This window comes from Companilactobacillus jidongensis (assembly GCF_003946575.1).
Taxonomy (GTDB): domain Bacteria; phylum Bacillota; class Bacilli; order Lactobacillales; family Lactobacillaceae; genus Companilactobacillus; species Companilactobacillus jidongensis.
Genome location: NZ_RHOP01000001.1, coordinates 247,227 through 268,675, shown reverse-complemented (window position 1 = coordinate 268,675; position 21,449 = coordinate 247,227). Strand labels below are relative to the sequence as shown.

Genomic DNA, 21,449 nt, shown 5'->3' with positions numbered 1-21,449 from the left:
TTATTTTTGATTGAAAACGTCATCGTCTTCTTTTATTTTGAGCAGGTGAGGTTTGCCATAGAAGTATCCTTGGCGTAAGTCTATCTGCAATGTATCAGCCAGTTGATCATCTTCGGAGTTTTCGATACCTTCAAGTATCAGTCGTAGGTTATTCTTGTTGGTATAGTCACGCCAAAAGATAACTTTATCTTCGATATTGGGATCACGAAACTTCTCTTTAAAGTTTTGTAGTGCAAACTTAACTTCAGAAGCCATTGGTATCAATGGCTTAATATGTTCCAACTTGTTTTCTCCAGTACCAACATCGTCGAGGCTGAAGTCCATACCGTAGTCGATGAATTGTTTTATTAATGGAATCATTTCTTTATTAGTCCATTTTTCATCGCCAGGTTCTTCAGTTAGTTCGACGACTAGTTTTAATGGACGCAACTGAAGCTGAGACTTAATGATGGCCTTTCTAACTTCTGGATCCATCAATTGTGTTCGGTTGATATTAACAGATACCGAGCCGATTTTTAGTGACAGGCGCTTAGTTGTAGCGATTAAGACCTCCGCCATAATGTGTGATGGAATATCAGAAAAATGTAAAGGTGGACGCCATCCTTCTGCGGTCTTTTTTTTCATTAACAATTCATAACCAATCAATGTATTGGTGTACTTGTTCAATTGCGGTTGAATGAAATATCTGTACATAGGTTTCCCCCTAAAACTAATTTCTTATCGTTCTATTATACAATAAGACAAACTTTTATTCTCACAATGTGAGTTCCATATCATGATGGAGTATTCCCGCCTCACGGTATTGCTCACCGACAACCTTAAATCCAAGTTGTACATAGAAGTCTTGAGCATGATCTTGTGCTCCTAGGATGACATAGTGGTAACCTTCGTTTGTGGCCTTAGTAATAATGTCTTTAATCAGAGCTGATGCAATTCCTTGGTGACGGAATTCTTGAGGCACGGCAACACGTTGAATATGAATACCATTGTTATCAGTTGGATAATAGCGAGCAGTTCCTGCGGGAGTTCCATCGATGTATATTGTTACGTGAGTACATGAATCTTCACCATCAATTTCGAGTTCAGGATCCACATTTTGTTCTCTAATAAAAACTTCTTTACGAATATTTAATGCATCTTGATAAGTTTTTGAAGATAAATCGCTGGAGTAGTTAATTTCTTGCATGATATTCCCACTTTCAATTATTGAATTTAAATTATTTTACTCTAATAATTGGAACGTTTGTAGTGTAATATGATATTTGACAACATAATATTAGAATATTTGAAATATTCCATTTGAGTATTCATTTTTTGATAAATGAATTTATAAAAATTGGAACTTGCTTGGTGTAGAATTAAACTATAATTCTTTGGAGAAAAGATTCACATAAATTAGGACACTTTAGTAAAATAGAAGTCGTAAGTATGTTATTTTTAATAGCAAAGGCTTTTAGGTAATTAAATTAAGATAATCTATTAAAAAGTCCTATGGGGAGGCACATATTGAAGGTTATTATTGTTGGTTGTACACACGCTGGTACAGCTGCAGTTGAACAGATTTTGAAGGATCATCCCGATACAGATGTTACCGTATATGAGCGTGAAGATAACATCTCATTTCTGTCATGTGGAATTGCTTTGTACTTAGGTCGTATTGTGGACAGACTTGAGGATATGTTTTATGCAGATCCAAGTACACTTGAGGATCTTGGCGCAAAAGTTGAAATGAAACATAGTGTTGAAAAAATCGATGCTAAGTCTAAGACTATGATTGTCAAAGATCTTAATACGGGCAAAGAATTCGAAGATAGCTATGACAAATTAATTATGACGACTGGTTCAGTTGTAAGTACGCCGAATATTGACGGTATCGACAGTCCTCGTATTTTGTACTGTAAAAATTATGAACAAGCTAAGGGCATTTATGAATCAGCTAAGAATTATCAAAGTATCGCTATCGTTGGTGGTGGATACGTTGGGGTTGAGTTGGCTGAAAGTTATGCTAACACAGTTCACGAAGTTACTCTGATTCAATCTGGTAGTCAAATTCTTAAGAATTATATTGATAAGCCACTATCTGACAAGATCATCGGTTTGTTGAAGGATCACTATGTCCATGTTTACTTGAATGAACGTGTACAAGGATTTGAAGACGGTAAAGAAATCACTATCAAGACTGACAAAGATACACATAAAGCTGATTTGGTTATTATGTGTACTGGATTTGATGCCAATACTGGATTATTGAAGGGACAAGTGGATATGGATGGTCGTAATGCTTTGATCATCAATGAATATGTTCAAACTTCAGATCCTGATATTTATTCAGCTGGTGATGCTTGTGCTGTTAATTTCAATCCAACTAAGAAGCCACTATACATTCCACTAGCTTCCAATGCTGTTCGTCAAGGAACACTGGCTGGTAAAAATGTTTTTGGCAATATTCAAAAATATATGGGTACTCAAGGTTCAACAGCCATGCAATTGTTTGGATATACACTTGCTTCAACTGGAATTACTTTGCACAATGCACTTGCTGCCGGAATCAATGCTGACAGAGTAGAGTATTATGCTAATTATCGTCCGGACTTTATGCCAACGAATGAAAAGCTAAGTATCTTCCTAGTTTATGACAAAGATACTAGGATGATTTTGGGAGCTCAATTCTTTAGTAAGCATGAAGTTACACAGTCAGCTAATGCTGTTTCAATTGCTATCCAAAATAAAAATACAATTGATGATTTAGCATTTGTAGATATGATGTTCCAACCATATTATGATAATCCATGGAATTATCTTAACTTGGTTGCTCAATTGGCAATCAACAAATTGGATTATGGCATTGTTAACCAATAAAACTTGATATAAATCATTTTAGGACAATTTTTGTTAAAAAAATTGTCCTTTTTTGCATTTAACTATACAAAATTATAAAAAAGATGATATATTAAAATTGTGAAAGTGATAGCAAATGCGATTCATATTCCGAAGGGAGTCGTAAGTATGAATAAACAAGCAAATGCAGTTGATCAACGGGCAGGGGATGTAATGTGCGCTCTGGAAAATGTAATTGATCCAGAGCTTGGAGTCGATGTCGTTAATTTAGGTATAATTTACAATGTCGAAATAGTAAATAACACATGTGAAATTACGATGACACTTACACATGTGTGGTGTCCGGCTAGCGATTATTTGAAAGTCTTGATCCATCGAGCAGCAATGTCAGTCGATGGTATTGACAATTGTACTGTGAAATTAGTTCTGGAGCCCAAGTGGACGGTTGATAGGATGAGCCGTATGGCAAGAATTGCAATGAATTTGGAATGAAAAAAGAGTCCTAAGATGGCAAATATCTTAGGACTCTTTTTTGTTAGGGGTTTGTTTCTTTTAAAACTGTGGGGGATATTTCTATTACGAATCTTTATCCACGCTTCGTTTTTCCAGGGAGGCTTGATTAGGAAGCGGAGTGGGCGTAGATAAAATTGTTGAGTATACCAATATTATCGCAGGACCTCCTTACTTCGGAGATTGCTCTCCTTTTATGGGTATAGTATAACAGGATTAAACATAATTCACAATATAAAATTATATTTACAATTATTTTTCACAACATTATAGGCTGATATTGCTGATGTGCCGGTTAGATTGTGATAAAAAATCTACGAAAATATTTTCACAAAACATTTTTTCTGTAAGTGATGGCAAAAAAACTATACCAATTTTTGGAATAAAACAAAAAAAGAGAGATGATAAACATCTCTCTTAAAGTAATTATTATAGTGAAGGTGTACCGAACCATTCGATACGTTCTCTAGTTGTGTCAGTAATAGCCTTTGTACCAGGTGCAAGTAACTTACGTGGGTCATAACCCTTAGCATCGATATCTTGGTCGTGACCAGCTTCGATGTATTCGCGTGTTGCTTTAGCAAATGATAGTTGTAATTCAGTATTAACGTTAACCTTTGAGATACCCATTGAGATAGCCTTAACGATTTGTTCCTTAGGGATACCTGAACCACCATGAAGAACAAGTGGTGTTGAGATTTCAGCAGCCAATTCTTCTAGACGGTCAAAGCTTAAGCCTTTCCAGTTGTCAGGGTAAACACCGTGAATGTTACCAATACCAACAGCAAGGTAGTCAACACCAGTAGCGTTAAGTGTCTTAGCTTCTTCAACATCAGCTAATTCACCAAGACCAGTAATACCATCTTCTGTACCACCGATTGAACCAACTTCTGCTTCAACAGAAATACCTTTAGCGTGAGCTAATTTAACGATTTCCTTTGTCTTTTCAAGGTTTTCGTCGAAAGGCAAGTCATGACCATCGAACATAACTGAGTTGTAACCAACTTCGATACATTCTTTAGCAGCTTCATAGTTACCATGATCCAAGTGCATAACAACTGGAACTGTGATACCCATTGACTTGATTGTGTCTTGTACTAGGTGTAGGCAAAGTTCATAACCACCCATGTACTTAGCAGCACCCATTGATGTTTGAACCAAGACAGGTGTGTTTGTTTCTTGGGCTGCAGCTAAAATAGCGCGAGTCCATTCCAAGTCGTTGATGTTAAAAGCACCAACAGCATATTTGCCTTTACGGGCGTTGTTGAAAATTTCGTTACCGTTTGTTAAAACCATCGATAATCCTCCAATAAATTCATCTTTGAATACAATAGATATTTTAACTCAAATCTTAACGAATTCATATGTTTTTTGTAAAAGTATTTACAGCAAAGGTGTACCTTTGATATGAAAATAGACTATGAATGCTATTATATAAAGGATTACAAGTCCTAATAAAATAAACCACCAGTATTTCTTGCCGTCGGATTTCATAAATGTATTGTAAATTGCCATAACAAGGAAAAAGGCAAGTAACGTTGTGAGAATACTGAGTATTATAAGCATCGGAATATTTATCATCATGAATTTTATTATAGCAAGTTTTTTCAGAAAATATCCATATAATATCGTATTGTGTTGACGACTATATAAAGTATATTTATTCTGATATACTTTGAAGAGGTTATTGAGGTGATTAATGTGAAAAAAATCAAAGTTATGACAGTCTTTGGAACACGACCAGAGGCAATTAAAATGGCTCCATTAGTTTTGAAATTAAAACAAAATAGTGATCGATTTGAAACCGTGACAGTTGTGACGGCTCAACATCGTGAAATGTTAGATTCTGTTCTTGAGATATTTAAGATCAAACCGGATTATGATTTGAATATCATGAAGGAACGTCAAACTCTCAGTGGTATTACTGGATTGGTATTAAAGGAGTTAGATAGTATTATCGAGAAGGAAGAACCAGACATCGTTCTAGTTCATGGCGATACAACAACGACTTTCAGTGCTGCTTTGTCAGCCTTCTACCATCAAACAAGCATCGGACATGTTGAAGCTGGTCTTAGAACTTGGAATAAGTATTCTCCATGGCCAGAAGAAATGAATCGTCAAATGACTGACGATTTGTCGGATTTGTATTTCGCTCCAACCAGTGAAAGTAAGGCTAACTTGCTCAAAGAAAATCATAATGGAGATAATGTCTTCATTACTGGTAATACTGCTATTGATGCCTTACGCAGTACTGTACACAAGGATTATCACCATGATATCTTGGATATTATTGATTCAGATAAGAAAATGATCCTTATCACGATGCATCGTCGTGAAAATCAAGGTGAACCAATGAAGCAGGTTTTCAATGCAATGAAACGTGTAGTTGAAAAGCACGACGACATTGAATTGATTTATCCGGTCCACTTGAATCCAGTGGTACAAAAGACAGCTAAGGATATTTTAGGTGATGTTGATCGAGTTCACTTGATTGATCCATTGGACGTTGTGGACTTCCATAACTTGGCATCGAAGAGTTATTTCATTATGACTGATTCCGGTGGTGTTCAGGAAGAGGCACCTTCATTGGGTAAGCCAGTACTAGTTCTTCGTGACACAACGGAACGTCCAGAAGGCGTTACTGCTGGGACTTTGAAGTTAGTTGGAACCGACTCAGAAGTTGTTGAACGTGAAATGAATCGTCTAATTGAAGACAAAGCTGAGTATGATCGTATGGCTAATGCCAAAAATCCTTATGGTGACGGTAATGCATCTGATAGAATTATGGATGCGATCAGTTTCCACTTTGGACAAACAGACGTTAAACCAGATGAATTTGAATAAACAAATTAAAAGAGTGAAGCTAAGGTTAAATTTCCTTAGCTTCACTCTCTTTTTTTTCGGTATTTTTCTGAGAGATTCTGAATTGCTTGATCTTCTCGATAATATTTCGATTATTATAATTAAAGATCCATTTGGATGAATAGTAATTGAATAACCCAACAACTAGTTGGTCGATTGCTTTGATGAGAATATTATTCAATGGGAATATTAAGACTGCTACGATCATGAATACATCGTCAAACAGTAACGAGAACAATCTCGAAACAATGAAATATATCCCTTCATTGAACATCTTTTTATAGCTACCCATTTCGGTTTTGAAAACAAATAGTTTCGTTACAAAGAACGAAAAAACATTTGAGATAAACCAGGCAATCGTATTGGCGATCCATAAGGGAACACCGAAGTTATTATGTGATACATCAAAAACGATGATATTGATAATAGATGCAAGAAATCCAAATAGACAGTACACCGCGAAGTCACGATGTTTTCTAATGAAATTCATTTTTAGTCATCCATTTCTTTAGCTTTTGCCACAATTGTTTCCGCAAATTTGTCTAGATCGTCGATATCAGCTTGCTCAGGTGCTAACTCAACATAGACCGGATCGGCACCCTTGGTAGCACCAGCTTCTTCAAAAGCATCTGAAAATTCATCGACGGCACGACAAAAATCCTCATAGAAGTGATCTCCAGAACCACAAGAACCATAAATTTTACCAGTTAGGTCAAGGTCCTTCATGTCATCATAAAAGTCCAATGCTTCTTCAGGAACGACACCATCGTCGTAGGTATAACTTACCATTACACAGACATCGGCTTCTTCGTAATCTGAAGCATCAGTCTGTGAGACTTCACTCATATCAACGTCCATACCCAAGTCTTCAAATTTTTCTGTTAGGACGTATGCCATATCTTCATCATTACCGGTGATACTAGCATAAACGATTTTTACTTTTGTCATATCAATGCCTCTCAATTTACATTCTTGGGATATTATAGCAAAAATAAACAACTATCTAAATGAAAATACCGGACAATGTTATAATATAAGCGACTTTATTTTTTTTTGAAGGGAAATGCAAAAGTTGATTACATTAAAATCTGCACGTGAAATAGAAGGTATGAGAAAGTCTGGCGAACTACTCGCCAACGTTCATATAGGATTAAGAGATATCATCAAACCAGGAATTTCTTCAATGGAAATCGAAGAGTTCGCTGATAAATATATAACTGAACATGGTGGGAGACCATCTGAAAAGGGTTTTGAAGGTTACAAATATGCAACTTGTGTCTGTGTTAATGATGAAGTTGCTCATGGTATTCCCCGGAAGAGTTTGATTCTAAAGGACGGAGATGTCCTAAAGGTTGATATGACTGTTAATTTGAATGGTTATGAAAGTGATTCTTGCTGGACATATGCTGTTGGAACTCTTTCAGCAGAAGATCAACACTTAATGGATGTTACTCACAAGGCTCTATACTTAGGTATCGATCAAGCTGTCGTTGGCAACCGCTTGGGTGATATTGGTTATGCCATTCAACATTATGTTGAAGATGAACAAGGTATGGGTGATGTTCGTGATCTTATTGGACATGGTATCCAGCCCACAATGCATGAAGCTCCAAACGTTCCTCACTATGGTGAACCGGGACAAGGACTTCGTTTGCGTGAAGGAATGACTATTACTATCGAACCAATGGTCAACTTAGGTACTTGGGAGATCAAGGATAAGTTTGTCAAAGCTGACGGATGGGAATACTTTGTTTCTGCTGACGGTTCAGATTCAGCACAATATGAGCACACAATTGCTATTACAAAGGATGGCCCTAAGATTCTTACATCTCAAGACCCTGAATTTGACGCTAAATATCGATTGAAATAACGGTGGATTAAATGGACGAAAATAAAAATGAAACGGTACCCGTGTTTGCGCAGGATATTCCACGTTATAAAAAGTTCGTTGAACTAGTGAAATTTATTACGCAGGCTGTGGGGGATGCTAATATACCTATGGCCTCCAAGGCCATTACGTATTATTTACTATTGTCTTTATTTCCGGCCTTTATTATTTTAGGAAATTTAATTCCATTGTTGCATTTAGATAGGCCAACCGTTGTTTCTTATGTTGAATTCATTTTACCTGAGAATTTGCATGATACATTTATACCGGTGATTGAAAAAGTTATTACTAGTTCAAACACCGGTATCTTGTCAGTCGGTATTATTGTGGCCCTATGGGCGATGTCACGAGGTTTAAATACAGCGCAGCTTTCAATGAATCAAGCATACGGATTGGATATCAATAGTTTATTCGTAAATCAAACGTTTTTGAACTATATTATCAGACGTGGCTTGGCATTTATCATGACTTTTTTCTTGATTGTTATTGCTGTGGCAGTAATTATCGTCTTTACCTTTGGTCAGACAGTGCTTAACTGGTTGATAAGCCTAATCGAGGTCAAAGGGCTACAAACCGCCCTAGATGAATTTATGAGATGGAAATGGCCCTTAGCTATTGTTATAATGTTCTTGATCGTTTTTGCTTTATTTTATTTTTTACCTAATGTTCAATTAAAACTTCACTATGTATTATTAGGCACGATTATAACTACCGCAGGAATATTGATCTTATCGCAATTGTTTTCTTACTATCTGAAGTATTTTGGATCAGCATGGGATAATTACGGTACGATTGGAGCCATTATTATCTTCCTATTGTGGATTAACATGTCCGTGACGATATTTCTATTTGGAAATGCCGTTAATGTTGGTTTTGCGGAAGCAAGTAAAGGCCCATATCTGCGGAAGAATACCGGCCGCTTGAGTACATATCTGAGGATGTATGAGAATAACAGACAAGGAGATAAGTAATGAAAGTAAGAAAAGCCATCATTCCAGCAGCAGGATTAGGAACTAGATTTTTACCAGCCACTAAGGCATTGGCAAAGGAAATGTTGCCAATCGTCGATAAGCCAACAATTCAATTTATCGTTGAGGAAGCTAAGGCTTCAGGTATCGAAGATATTTTGATTATCACTGGTAAAAATAAGCGTTCGATCGAAGATCACTTCGATGCTGCTCCAGAATTGGAACAAAATCTTGAATCAAAAAATAAAACTGATCTATTAAAAGTTGTCCAAGCTACTACTGATCTTGGAGTCAATTTGTACTACAGCCGTCAGGCTCATCCAAATGGTTTGGGTGATGCTGTTGCCCAAGCACAATCATTTATTTCAGGCGAACCATTCGTAGTTATGCTTGGTGATGATTTGATGACTGACAAGGTTCCATTGACAAAGCAACTTATTGACGACTACGAGAAGACACATGCTTCAACAATTGCCGTTATGAAAGTTCCCGATAAGGATGTTTCTAAGTACGGCATTATTGATCCAGAAGGTCAACATGCTCCTGGTTTATATAATGTTAAGAACTTTGTTGAGAAGCCAAAGGTTGAAGATGCACCTAGCAATCTGGCAATCATTGGACGTTACTTGTTGACACCTGAAATCTTTGATCTGTTGAAGACTCAAAAACCAGGTGCTGGTAATGAAATTCAATTGACAGATGCTATTGACCGTATGAACAAGGTTCAAAGGGTATTTGCACACGAGTTTAAAGGTGAAAGATTCGATGTTGGTAATAAATTCGGATATGTTAAGACAAATATCGAATATGGATTGACTCACCCAGAAGTTAAGGATGAGTTGAGAAAGTATATTTTGGACTTAAGCAAGAAACTTGAAGCTGAAGATAATAAGGATAAGAAGTCTACTAAATAATTAACCTAATAAAATACAATCATCAGCGACTCTGAATCCAAAGAGTTGGTGGTGATTTTTTTTGTCATCATAGTATAAGGGCAATTCGTAATAATCCTTTTTGTTGAGAAGCAGAAGAAATTCCCAATTCTTGATACCTTTTAATTTGCTGGAAGCCTTGAGATAGATACCGCCAGCAGTCACTTCTAAATCAACAACTGCTAGTTTTTGCTTGTCTATTTCGACAAAGACACGATTATTTCGATTGAAATCATTTAGCAATAAGATTAAATCAATGATTCTCATAAGATAAACACCATCGTTTTCATTGTTTTATTTCATCAGATAAATTATTATTAAGGCTTAGAGTAATTCTACCAAATGAGAGGATACAAATTTATGGATTCAGTTGTAATTATAGATGCTAAGCGAACCGCTATTGGTAAGTTTCGTGGAGAATTTACTGATGTATCAGCTGTTGAGCTCGGTACACAGTTAGTTAAAAAACTTCTTAAAGCGAATAAAATCGACCCTCAATCGGTCGATCAATTCATTTTTGGAAATGTTTATCAAGCTGGTGCAGGTCAGAATCCTGCTAGACAGATTGCTATTAATTCTGGAGCTGCAGTGGAATCAACAGCTATGACTTTGAATCAAGTTTGTGGTTCAGGGATGAAGGCAGTTCACGAAGCAACAAACGCTTTGCTATTAGGTGATGCTGATATTATCGTTGCTGGTGGAATGGAGAGCATGTCTAACGCTGCCTTTTACGCCAAACGAGTTGGTAAATTGGAAGCAAGTGATGACCAAGGTGATACTTTATTTCGTGATGGCTTGTGGGATGCTTTCAACGACAAACACATGGGTATCACCGCTGAAAACGTTGCTCAAAAATATGCTGTAACTAGGCAACAACAAGATCAGTTTGCCTTTGCTTCACAGCAAAAAGCTGCTGCCTCAATTGATAAGTTGGAGAACGAAATTATACCAATTGAAGTTAATGGTGAACAGATCACCAAAGATGAGTCCATTCGTGCTAATGCTACATTAGAAAAGATGGCAACCTTAAATCCTGCCTTTGAGGAAGGTGGAACGGTAACTGCCGGTAATTCGTCACCATTAAATGATGGTGCAGCTGCCCTGATTATGATGACTAAGACTAAGGCTGAAGAACTTGGTCTCAAGTATGTCGCAGAGATCGTTGGTTATACGGAAGTCGGGGTTAATCCGAATTTCATGGGTTATGCGCCTTACTATGCTATTAATAAGTATGCTGATAAGTATAATACTGATTTGGATAAAATTGATTTGTTCGAAATCAACGAAGCCTTCGCTTCACAAGCAGTTGCTGTAACCCGTGACCTTAATTTACCAGCTGACAAAGTCAATATTCACGGTGGAGCAATTGCAATTGGACATCCATTAGGAGCTACTGGTGCTAAGCTGATTGTTTCACTGATCAATGCTTTGCAAAGTACTGATAAAAAAACTGGGATTGCTTCAATCTGTATCGGTGGTGGTATGGGTATGGCACTGGGAATTAAATTATCATGAAATTATATGAATTAACCGATGAAGAACGTATTAATTATTTATTGGAAGCTAATTATATTACTACTGAACAAGCTGATTTTTTGAAGTCACGTAAGTCTTTGCCAGAAGATCTGGCAGATAGTTTGAGTGAAAATCAAATTGGGATTTTTGGTCTGCCATATGGATTTGCAACAGATTTCACGGTTAATGGTAAAGATTATATTATCCCAATGTCGATTGAGGAACCATCAGTAATTGCTGCGGCATCGAATGGTGCCAAACGTATTCGTAATAGTGGTGGTTTTAAAGCTTCAGTTGGTAAACACATTGTTTATGGTCAGATTGTTTTGGAGTCAGTTAAGGTTGATACTTTTGATCTATTAAACCAAAATCACAACGATATCATTCAATTTGCCAATGATGCACATCCGAGTTTGATCAAACGTGGTGGTGGCATTAGTTCATTGGAGTTACACAAATATGACGATATGATCGAACTAGAAATCGGTGTTGATACGGTCGACGCTATGGGAGCCAATATTGTTAATACAATTTTGGAAAAAACTGCAAAAAAAGTTGCTTTCATAACTGACTGTGATGTTTTGTGCAGTATTTTGTCAAACAGTGGAGTGGGTCAGGTAGTTACTGTTCAAGCGGATGTTGATTTTGATAAGTTGAGCACGAGTACAATGTCTGGGCAAGAAGTTGCCCAAAGAATTGTTATGCTGACTAAGTTTGCACGACAATCGGTTAAAAGAGCTATCACACATAACAAAGGTATCATGAATGGTGTTGATGCCGTGGTTATGGCAACAGGAAATGATTATCGAGCTCAGGAAGCTGCGGCTCAGGAATTTGCTAGTCAAACAGGAAGGTATAGTCCCTTGAGTAATTGGACGATTATTAATGGACGATTACACGGAGAACTTACTATGCCAGTCGAGATTGGTAGCGTTGGTGGAGCCATTAGTTCCATGCCCATGGCACAATTGAGTTTATCGATGATGAAGGTATATGGTAGCAAAGAACTGCGTGCAGTGATCGGTGCAGTTGGTTTAGCTAATAATTTGTCGGCCTTACGTGCATTAGTGACAACTGGTATTCAAGCTGGACATATGAGTTTACAAAGCAAATCTTTAGCTGTCACGGCTGGAGCAGTTGGCAATGAAATTAAATTAGTAGCGGCTGAATTAAATAATCAAAAGAATTATTCGTTAGATAATGCAAAAAAAGTTCTGAAAGAATTGAGGAATAAATAATGAATGTTGGTATTGATAGACTGGGATTTTATACACCGAAGAAATATATCGATATTGTTGAATTGGCTGAAGCACGTGATGTTGATCCTGATAAATTCACAATTGGTATTGGTCAATCTAAACAAGCTGTTCCTGATGTATATCAAGATGCTGTAACCATGGCCGCTGAAGCAGCTGATAGGGTTTTGGATGATGATAATCGTGATGATATTGGTCTAGTTATTGTAGGCACTGAAAGTAGTGTTGATGAATCAAAGGCCACTTCAGCATTCTTGATGGACCTATTAGATTTACCAGAAGATGTGCGTGCCTTTGAAATTAAAGAGGCTTGCTATGGAGCAACTGCTGGATTACAGATGGCGTCCAACTTTGTGGCGCTGAATCCTGATAAGAAGGCATTAGTTATTGCCAGCGATATTGCTCGATACGGTATTAAGACACCCGGCGAAGTTACTCAAGGTGCTGGGGCAGTTGCAATGGTCATTAGTCAAAACCCGCATATTTTGAAACTTGATAATAAATCCGTTTATATGTCACGTAACGTCGGTGATTTCTGGCGTCCAACTTTTTCAAAAACAGCTTTTGCTCGTGGAAAGTTTTCAAATGAAATTTACGTAGAATTTTTTACAACACTTTGGAATAAGTTCCAAGAGAAATATGATGTGACAGCAGAGGATTTTGATACAATGTTATTCCATATTCCTTATACCAAAATGGGAATGAAGGCATTACGTACGTTGGATGGTCAAATGTCTGATGCGCAATATGAAAAGTTGGTAGAACACTATCAGAAGAGTATCGAATTTGGTCGTAACGTTGGTAATCTGTATACAGGTTCATTGTATCTGGGGTTATTATCATATCTGGTTAATGGTGATGCGCAAGCTGACGAGAAGTTGATGCTGTTTAGTTATGGATCAGGTGCTGTTGGTGAGATCTATAGTGCAAAAGTTGTTTCTGGATTTGATAAATATTTAGATACTGAATTTATTAAAGAAGAATTAAATAATCGCCAAAAAATTAGTGTTTCCGATTACGAAAATATCTTTTCTAAAGAGCTTGGAAACGGTGATATAACAAGGCTTGAAGATGTTCATGATAAGTTCTATCTAAGCGAGATAAAAGAAAGTGAAAGATTATATAAAAAGGTTAATTAAATTTGTTGCAAACGCTTTCGGGTAATGCTATATTATAGACGTGGTAAAGATGAAATGCCTGGAACTGTAGCCCTAAAAAATTTGATGCTAATTAAAAAGTTTTAACTGTTTCCGTTAGGAGCTGGTAGGATTAATAAAGAGCAACGAAGAATTAGAGTAGTACGGTTCAACGGCATTTTGGGACTAGCAACAAAAGTTAACATAAAATCGACTTAAATATAGTAGTCGCGCAAGCTCAATACATGTTTTGCTAGGATCCTTAGTTGAACGAACAAGTGTTAGTAGTAAGATTTGTTTTTACAGTAGCAAGATTCAGATTCAGATTTACAGTAAAATGTTAAATAAGAAGTTGATGAAAACTACAGTGGATTTCATCTTACCACTTCAAAATGAATTGACCTCGTCAGTTGGACGGGGTCTTTTTGTATTTGTTATGTCAAAAAACAAGCGCTGGGAAAGATCCCAACGCTTGTTTTTATTTCTCAATTTTAATTTCAGGCTTATCCTTATTCAAAACAACTTCAGTACCGCACAATTCAACTTGTGCCGGAATCTCATTCATTAATTTGATCTTAGAAAAATCATGATTCAAGGTAATTTTCAATAAACTGTTCTTATACATAATATGATAAGTAAATCCTTGAATCTGTTCAGGAACGTGATTTTCAATGGATATTTTATCATCATACAACTTCAGACCAGAGAAGCCTGACAAAATCGACAACCAACTACCACCAAGATTGGCAATGTGTAAGCCATCTTCAGTGTTACCGTGCTTGTTTAACAAGTCAGTAAAGGCTGATTCTTGGAACGCTTCGAAGGCTACACTTGGTTTGCCCAAACGTGAAGCTATGATCCCAAAAATCGACTTTGACAATGAAGAATCGTGGGTTGTGACGGCATTGTAATAATCATATTCACGATTAAGTTGTTCGTTAGAAATTTCATCTGGAAATAGATATTCTGCCAGTATCGTATCAGCTTGTTTGGCAACTTGATAACGATAGATTGTCAATGGATGATAGTGCAAAAGCAGTGGATAATTATCTTTTGGTACCTCGTCAAACGGCCAGAGTGGTTTACTTAAGAAACTATCATCTTGAGCATTGATTTCCTTATCTTTGTTAAATGGAAGATAAACGGCCTTCGAAATTTTATTAAGATTAAGTATTTCATCAATATTGGTTCCGTAATCAGCCAGATCGACATTATGAACTTTGACCAGCATCTCGGCATATTTCTTTGCCAATGCCAAATTATGTTTGGCCATACGATTAGTGTAGTAATTATTATTTACTAGTGCAGTATATTCATCTGGACCAGTAACGGACCAGAACTCGAATTTATCACCATTCCAGTTACCGAATGAAGCCCAGAATCTAGCAGTTTCGAGAATGATTTGGAAGCCGTATTTTTCAATGAAATCAAAATCACCACTGGATTTCCAATACAAATCTACGGCATAGGCAATATCGGCATCAATATGATATTGAGCCGTTCCAGCAGGGAAGAATGCGGAGGCTTCTTCACCATTGATAGTTCTCCAAGCAAATAAGGCGCCGTTCTTTACTCCAAGTTCAGCAGCACGTTTCTTTGCTTGTGGAAGCGTACTATAGCGATATTTGAGCATACGTCTAGCAGTCTTAGGTGATGTGTATGAAAAGTAAGGCAGAGCGTAGGTTTCAGTGTCCCAGAAGTAATGACCTTCATAGCCAGTGCCACTTAATCCTTTGGCAGCCAGACTAGTTTTTCCATCCTTACCGGCTGACTGGTTAAGTTGAAAAATATTGTAGAGTAAGGCAGTGTTCAGTTGTGGCGAACCATCGATTGTTACTTCAGAATTCTGCCAAACAGTAGCCCAGAATTCTTGAGCGTCGATATTGATATCTTCAATTGAGTGCTTCGGTAATGATTCGACATCACCAGTTTTAGAAATATCACCTATACCAATAATATAGGGTATGGTTGGTGAGTCATTAATATCAACAATCATATTGATCAGTTGGTCTTGCTTATTTGCAGTCCGCAGTGCGAAGGGAACGGTCAAAGTAGATTGTTTTGTAGCAAGAATACAACTGTAGAAATTGTATTTTTGTCTTTCACCGTAGACTGATAATGGATAAGAAACATTTGATTTACGTGGATCGTTAGAATTGAGGACCTTAGCTGTGGTGTCGAAGAGCACGGTTTTACTGATGGTAAGTTTTCCATGATATGTGATAGGTGTGAACTTGTATGAAATACTGTACCAATTACGATCGTGTTGACTGATACAGGAAGTGATTTCCATTCTTATTTCATCATTGATCGTGTTGAATAAGTGATAGTCCTCAGTTAAGGTTCCTGTTTTCATATTCAATTCCATGTCGACCAATTCTGATCGATTGAAGTCTATTCCGTCATTATTAGTTACTTTGATATGACGGAGATTAGTTACGTTGACGATGGTTTGATTGAATTGAGCGTATCCGTAAGCTGATTCACCGTAATGAATCGGTGACTTTTCGTAAAATCCATTGACCAATGTATCGAAGTTTTCAGCATCAGTAATAGGATTACTAGCGCGAACACCGAAGTGGCCATTGGCAATCGAAAAGATAGTTTCTAGAAAGGGTGCGTTTTTTTCTTGCAAGTTTTTTAGATTTAAGATGAATTTGTTTGAATCCATAATGTTCTCCTTCCAAATACAGAGATGTCTTCAAACATAATTATAAAGAGATTTATATTAAATACAATAGATTTGTTTAAACATATATTGATTATTTATCGAAATCTTTCCTTAAAATTGGAATGTGGGTAATGAGTTCTGCTGTTCGTTCATAAAATTTCAAATATAGTAATTGAGCTACTTCCCACCAGGCACCAGCTAAGATAACACTGCCGACAGTATCAGAAGCAAAATGACCACGAAGATATAATCTTGCAAAAATCATAATTATAAGCCAACTGATAGCAACTGTTCCAAGGAAAAACTGTGTTTCTTGATTCTTGAAATATGGTAATACCATATAAATAACAAAGAGAACAAGCAGGGTGGTTCCAAAGACATGTCCACTTGGAAAACTATATCCAGAATCAGGAATTACTTTGTTGACGGGACGTGGACGTTTAACGGATATTTTTACTAAAAAGGCTATGACATTTCCACCCATGAGTGTACAAGCGGTCCAAATACTTTCGACTTTTTTATTTTTGGAAAATAACCAAAATGCTAATATCAAAGTGATAATGATTGTCACTGGCGGACTTCCAATAAATGAAATGACCGTAAAGATTGCGGTGTAAGTGCTGTTTACCATAGGTTCGATAGTACTTTGAATACCAAAGTCTGAATTCAGTAACCAAGAGTTACTAGTGACGACCAAGAATTCTAGGCCTAAAAATATTGCCATATAGGCAATGGCTAGCCAATGCCTATAACTATTTTTTGAGAATATCATTTTTGGTTCCTTCTTTCAGTGAAACGATTAATGAAAAATAACATTGCATAAACTACAAAGCTCAAAAGACTCAATTGCAATCCTTTGGCTAATCCGGGTACATGATAGGTCATGTTTATCTTGTTGGTACCTTTGGTTACCGGAAGACTGATCATATTGCCTGCGACTTTGTTGACATGAACTTGTTTACCATTCACAGTTGCCTGCCAACCACCATCGTAAGGGATGCTAATATATGCAACCGAGCTATTATTCTTGATATCGATGATGCCAGATATGTGGTACGAATTCCAATTCTTGTTTAATTTAAATTCTGTCAAACCATTCATAGATTGGCTAACCTTGTCAGTATTCAAGAATTTGAATTGACCTTCCAGTGTTTTTAAGCTGGAAGATTTTTTTAGATCAATCTCAAAATCTTTATTTTTCCCAAGATTGACAATCGTGTGTGGATGAACAGTGACTATATTGTCATTGACAGATAAAGTTTCTTTTTTTGTCGGAACAATATAGAGCGGATAACGACTTTTATTGATCTTTAGTGAGTAATGCGTTGAATCAATTGAACTTGATTTCATAGAAACATCTCCGAAGTATTTTGCTTTTTGATCAGTTATTGCATTCCAAATCTTAGTTTGATTTACGATGGGATGATTGTTCTGAAGTTTAACATTGTTAATGGCTTTATTAGCTGAGAATCCGATTCCCATTGTCTTGAGTTTGGTCAAGTCGTAATCATGTGTGGTCATGGATAACTTGTATTTCATATTGAATAGCACATCAGTTATTTCAGTGTTACCAACGGCGCCAATACGGCGAACATTCTTACTGTAATAACCAAGATTTTTCAACATTAATCTAGTGTTATTATTCAAAGTTGAACTGTATAAATCCGTTGAATGAACATTGAACAATAGTGAATCATTGTAATTATTATATGGAAGATCATAGGCTTTGTTTATTAATGACTGACTGTTATCTACTCGATAAAAATCATTCGATGATGCATTGGTCTTTTTAAACCATTTATTTTCGATATTATAATTTTTGGCATATGAATTTTGATCTCCTAAAGGAGCTCCGGAAAGACTACCGATGAAGTTGAATCCTAATTCCATTGAGACAATTGCCAAAATTAAAATTTTTCCGTTAGGAATTACTTCTGTTAAGAGCAATCCACAGATACTTAGAATTAAAAATAATAGATCATAAAGGTAGTATTTGGAACTAACAAAATCGCCGTTTCTAGCGGCAAAAATATACCCAATAGTGATTAAAATTGCAGCAATTAGACTAGAGATAATTAAGTTAGATTTACTCGGTTTATTACTCCAAGATTCGTATGCTAAGTTGATGGCAATGAATGTAAAGAAGAAAACATTCCTAAATGGGAAGCCAGCGGGATGTTGGAACATATGCCAGATAGTATTGAAGGTCGTCACATACATACCAAGAATTAAAGAAACAACTAAGAATGACGATGCAATTTTTTTCTGTTTAGATATTTTTGAATTAAGAAAGAAACTAATGAAAAGTATTAATAAAATCGAACTCATAAAGATACTAGGATCATGTGAGATTCGTTGAGTGAAGTTACTTCCAATAACACCAAACTGAGCAAAGACTGATGCTCCAAAACTAGGTAGTGGAAGAAAATTTTTAACTCTCAGAGTTTGTTTAGCAGTTTGCATCATTCCCAAAGCTGTGGGTAATAGAATGACGGAACTCATCGCACCACTGAGAATAGAAGAAACTGCGAATTGAATAATTGAATGTTTCTTAGATTTGAATTGTTTATTCAGAATTAATAGGTAGATAAAATAAAAAACTGAATACAGGCAAGTCATATATCCTAAGTAGTAATTTGTGATAATAGCAGCCAATAAACTGAAAGTGTACAACAATGTTTTTTGTTCGTAGAACAATCTACGAATGCCGATAGTAACAAGTGGTAATAATATTAATGCATCGAGCCACATGAGATCGTAAAAATACATTGCGACGAATCCACATAATGCAAACGAGGTAGAAAAAACTAGGTTGATCAAATCATTGTTTTTGTAAGTCTGTTTGAAGAACCAAGCGGTTGTGAGTCCAATCGTTGCTATTTTTAGAATGATAATCCAGGTTAAGGCCGTTGGAACACTATTTGCGGGAAATAATAACAATATTAGATTGAATGGACTGAGCAGATAATATGCCATCAGTGGAAAAATATTATCACCGAGTGAGAGGTTGAACGAATAGAAAGAAAAGTTTCCAGTCAATAAATCGTGTCTGAAGTTCGTTAGAAAAGGAATGTATTGTGCACCAATATCACTCAATAAAAAATTTTGATTTCCGAACGGAGTGATTTTTAGGAAGGCGAATACAGAAATAACGATTATAAATGGCAATAAGAATGAGGATAAATAATAACTAATATTTTTTGTTCTCGATGCCATTATTTTTCCTCTTTTTCGATATAAATGGGACGGTGCTTAGATTCTAGATAGATTTTTCCAATGTATTTACCTACGATTCCGATACAGAATAATTGCAAACCACCTAAGAATAGAATGATGGAAACAAGTGAAGGCCATCCAGTCGTTGGATCTCCGAAGATAGCGGCTCTAATGACTATGAAAATCATAGCAATTATTGCTGTTATACATGAGATAATGCCAGTGAATGAAGCGAAGGAAAGCGGGGCATCAGAGAAGTCTATGATACCTTCCAAGGAATAGTTGAATAATTGCCAGAATGACCAATGTGTTGAGCCAGCAACCCTATCTTTGTTTTCGAAGGGGATATATTTGGTATTGAATCCGATCCAACTAAATATCCCTTTAGAAAAACGATTATATTCCGTCATCGATAAAATACTATTTACGACTTGTCTAGTCATTAGACGGTAATCACGGGCACCATTTACGATTTGAGTTTGAGAAATCTTGTTGATAAAACGGTAAAACATATTAGAAAAAAACGAACGAATTGGCGGTTCGCCTTTTCTATCAGATCTCCTGGTTCCAACAATGTCGTATCCTTCATCAATAATTCCTGATAGCATTTCAGGTAATAATTCTGGTGGATCTTGGAGATCTACATCCATTACTGCTACGTAATCACCAGTAGCATGAGTCAAACCAGCATATAGTGCGGATTCTTTGCCAAAATTTCTAGAAAAAGAAACGTAATGAACTTTGTTTGAATCGGCAGCCTGTAATATTTTTAATTGTTCCAATGTTCCATCACTCGAGCCATCGTTGATGAACCAATATTCATGATTGATTTGTTCTATTCCCAACCATTTCTCTTCTAAATCTTTAAGTACGTTCTCAACTACGGGGTAGAATAGTGGGATTGATTCCTGTTCGTTGTAGCAGGGAACGATTATCGAAATTTTTTTCATTTTATAATGCCTTCTTTTGAATTACATAGTTGCGTAAAGTTATAATTCCAATTGGAATTAATGAAATCAGAACAATTGCTAACATGATCAGAGTGAAATGAGCTTTGACAATGGGAACATTACCGAAGAAATAACCAGAGCCAATGCACAGAATAACCCATGAGAAGCCACCCAGAATGTTATAGATCATGAAGTTACGATATGGCATCCGACTTCCGCCAGCTGTGAATGGTACTAAAGTTCTAATGATAGGCATGAATCTACCTAGAAAAATGGCGAAATTTCCTTTTTCTTTAAAAAATACTTCTGCTTGTTTTAAATGTTTTGGCTTAATGATTTTTTGCCAGCGAGGACTTGTACTTAAGTGTTTGCCGAATCTTTTGCCGATTTCAAAGTTTAATCCATCGCCTAAAGTGGCGGCAATTCCCAAAGTGGCAACTAACAATATTGGATTCAAAGTTTTTTGTGAGAGTGCAGCTAATGATCCGACTAGGAATAGAAGTGAGTCCCCAGGTAGAAATGGCAGAATTACTACACCGGTTTCGATGAAGATAATTAGAAAGATAAAGATGTAAACTAGTAATCCAGATTGTGCCATTATTTGTGGTATGAGTGTATCCATATGAAGGATTGATGCAATAATTGTTGTTATCATAATAAAAAGAGCCTCCTTGATTTCTGACCCTAGTTTAGTCAGAAATGAAAGG

General features: G+C 36.4%; 20 protein-coding genes. 9 read left to right on the top strand and 11 right to left on the bottom strand.

Annotated elements, in window-relative coordinates:
- Positions 1 to 693 carry an EAL domain-containing protein gene (locus EKM68_RS01215; RefSeq protein ID WP_125587845.1) on the bottom strand — a complete coding sequence of 231 codons (693 nt, stop codon included), beginning with the start codon at positions 691 to 693 and terminating at the stop codon, positions 1 to 3.
- 61 nt (positions 694 to 754) lie between these two features.
- Positions 755 to 1,186 (bottom strand): GNAT family N-acetyltransferase, encoded by a 432-nt coding sequence (locus tag EKM68_RS01210; RefSeq protein WP_125587844.1) that lies wholly within the window; start codon positions 1,184 to 1,186, stop codon positions 755 to 757.
- Positions 1,187 to 1,506: 320 nt separating this feature from the next.
- On the opposite strand from EKM68_RS01210, the gene EKM68_RS01205 reads away from it, so the two are divergent.
- Positions 1,507 to 2,859: an FAD-dependent oxidoreductase gene (locus EKM68_RS01205; RefSeq protein WP_125587843.1), complete on the top strand. Its 1,353-nt coding sequence runs from the start codon at positions 1,507 to 1,509 to the stop codon at positions 2,857 to 2,859.
- Between the two features lie 99 nt (positions 2,860 to 2,958).
- Positions 2,959 to 3,330 carry a metal-sulfur cluster assembly factor gene (locus EKM68_RS01200; protein WP_225422940.1) on the top strand — a complete coding sequence of 124 codons (372 nt, stop codon included), beginning with the start codon at positions 2,959 to 2,961 and terminating at the stop codon, positions 3,328 to 3,330.
- A gap of 447 nt (positions 3,331 to 3,777) precedes the next feature.
- Here EKM68_RS01200 and fba read toward each other — a convergent pair whose 3' ends face one another.
- Positions 3,778 to 4,644 carry a class II fructose-1,6-bisphosphate aldolase gene (gene fba, locus EKM68_RS01195; protein WP_125587842.1) on the bottom strand — a complete coding sequence of 289 codons (867 nt, stop codon included), beginning with the start codon at positions 4,642 to 4,644 and terminating at the stop codon, positions 3,778 to 3,780.
- Between the two features lie 405 nt (positions 4,645 to 5,049).
- Here fba and wecB point away from each other — a divergent pair, with 405 nt between their 5' ends.
- Positions 5,050 to 6,192, top strand: coding sequence for a non-hydrolyzing UDP-N-acetylglucosamine 2-epimerase (gene wecB, locus EKM68_RS01190; protein ID WP_125587841.1), 1,143 nt, complete (start codon positions 5,050 to 5,052; stop codon positions 6,190 to 6,192).
- A gap of 25 nt (positions 6,193 to 6,217) precedes the next feature.
- Here the strand turns inward: wecB and EKM68_RS01185 are convergent, their stop codons facing one another.
- Both EKM68_RS01185 and EKM68_RS01180 read right to left on the bottom strand, forming a co-directional pair.
- Positions 6,218 to 6,700 carry a GtrA family protein gene (locus EKM68_RS01185; RefSeq protein WP_125587840.1) on the bottom strand — a complete coding sequence of 161 codons (483 nt, stop codon included), beginning with the start codon at positions 6,698 to 6,700 and terminating at the stop codon, positions 6,218 to 6,220.
- A 2-nt stretch (positions 6,701 to 6,702) separates the two neighbouring features.
- A complete protein-coding gene (locus EKM68_RS01180) occupies positions 6,703 to 7,158 on the bottom strand; it encodes a flavodoxin (RefSeq protein ID WP_125587839.1) in 456 nt (151 codons plus the stop codon).
- 124 nt (positions 7,159 to 7,282) lie between these two features.
- On the opposite strand from EKM68_RS01180, the gene map reads away from it, so the two are divergent.
- Genes map through galU form a run of 3 tightly spaced genes read left to right on the top strand, consistent with a single transcriptional unit; the run spans position 7,283 to position 9,980 of the window.
- A complete protein-coding gene (gene map, locus EKM68_RS01175; protein WP_125587860.1) occupies positions 7,283 to 8,080 on the top strand; it encodes a type I methionyl aminopeptidase in 798 nt (265 codons plus the stop codon).
- 11 nt (positions 8,081 to 8,091) lie between these two features.
- Entirely contained in the window at positions 8,092 to 9,069 is a 978-nt protein-coding gene (locus EKM68_RS01170) for a YihY/virulence factor BrkB family protein (RefSeq protein WP_125587838.1), read from the top strand.
- Complete coding sequence (galU, locus tag EKM68_RS01165; protein WP_125587837.1) at positions 9,069 to 9,980, top strand: UTP--glucose-1-phosphate uridylyltransferase GalU; 912 nt, start codon at positions 9,069 to 9,071, stop codon at positions 9,978 to 9,980. Before EKM68_RS01170 ends, galU begins: the two co-directional genes overlap by 1 nt.
- Here the strand turns inward: galU and EKM68_RS01160 are convergent, their stop codons facing one another.
- Positions 9,981 to 10,265 carry a hypothetical protein gene (locus EKM68_RS01160; protein ID WP_125587836.1) on the bottom strand — a complete coding sequence of 95 codons (285 nt, stop codon included), beginning with the start codon at positions 10,263 to 10,265 and terminating at the stop codon, positions 9,981 to 9,983.
- Between the two features lie 93 nt (positions 10,266 to 10,358).
- Here EKM68_RS01160 and EKM68_RS01155 point away from each other — a divergent pair, with 93 nt between their 5' ends.
- From EKM68_RS01155 to EKM68_RS01145, 3 genes are read left to right on the top strand one after another with little or no spacing between them, the layout of a single operon-like run.
- Positions 10,359 to 11,513 carry a thiolase family protein gene (locus tag EKM68_RS01155; protein WP_125587835.1) on the top strand — a complete coding sequence of 385 codons (1,155 nt, stop codon included), beginning with the start codon at positions 10,359 to 10,361 and terminating at the stop codon, positions 11,511 to 11,513.
- Positions 11,510 to 12,751 (top strand): hydroxymethylglutaryl-CoA reductase, degradative, encoded by a 1,242-nt coding sequence (locus EKM68_RS01150; protein ID WP_125587834.1) that lies wholly within the window; start codon positions 11,510 to 11,512, stop codon positions 12,749 to 12,751. The genes EKM68_RS01155 and EKM68_RS01150 overlap by 4 nt, the downstream gene beginning before the upstream one ends.
- Positions 12,751 to 13,908: a hydroxymethylglutaryl-CoA synthase gene (locus tag EKM68_RS01145; protein ID WP_125587833.1), complete on the top strand. Its 1,158-nt coding sequence runs from the start codon at positions 12,751 to 12,753 to the stop codon at positions 13,906 to 13,908. The genes EKM68_RS01150 and EKM68_RS01145 overlap by 1 nt, the downstream gene beginning before the upstream one ends.
- 475 nt (positions 13,909 to 14,383) lie before the next feature.
- Here the strand turns inward: EKM68_RS01145 and EKM68_RS01140 are convergent, their stop codons facing one another.
- The 5 genes from EKM68_RS01140 to EKM68_RS01120 form a co-directional block, all read right to left on the bottom strand.
- The gene (locus tag EKM68_RS01140) at positions 14,384 to 16,576 is read right to left on the bottom strand and encodes a glycoside hydrolase family 65 protein (protein ID WP_125587832.1); all 2,193 of its coding nucleotides are present in this window, start codon (positions 16,574 to 16,576) and stop codon (positions 14,384 to 14,386) included.
- Between the two features lie 91 nt (positions 16,577 to 16,667).
- On the bottom strand, positions 16,668 to 17,348 hold the full coding sequence (locus EKM68_RS01135) for a phosphatase PAP2 family protein (RefSeq protein ID WP_125587831.1): 681 nt from the start codon (positions 17,346 to 17,348) through the stop codon (positions 16,668 to 16,670).
- Positions 17,345 to 19,792: a YfhO family protein gene (locus EKM68_RS01130; protein WP_125587830.1), complete on the bottom strand. Its 2,448-nt coding sequence runs from the start codon at positions 19,790 to 19,792 to the stop codon at positions 17,345 to 17,347. Before EKM68_RS01130 ends, EKM68_RS01135 begins: the two co-directional genes overlap by 4 nt.
- Positions 19,792 to 20,742 (bottom strand): glycosyltransferase family 2 protein, encoded by a 951-nt coding sequence (locus EKM68_RS01125; protein WP_125587829.1) that lies wholly within the window; start codon positions 20,740 to 20,742, stop codon positions 19,792 to 19,794. Before EKM68_RS01125 ends, EKM68_RS01130 begins: the two co-directional genes overlap by 1 nt.
- A 1-nt stretch (position 20,743) precedes the next feature.
- A complete protein-coding gene (locus tag EKM68_RS01120) occupies positions 20,744 to 21,400 on the bottom strand; it encodes a VTT domain-containing protein (RefSeq protein ID WP_164509324.1) in 657 nt (218 codons plus the stop codon).
- Positions 21,401 to 21,449: the final 49 nt, after the last annotated feature.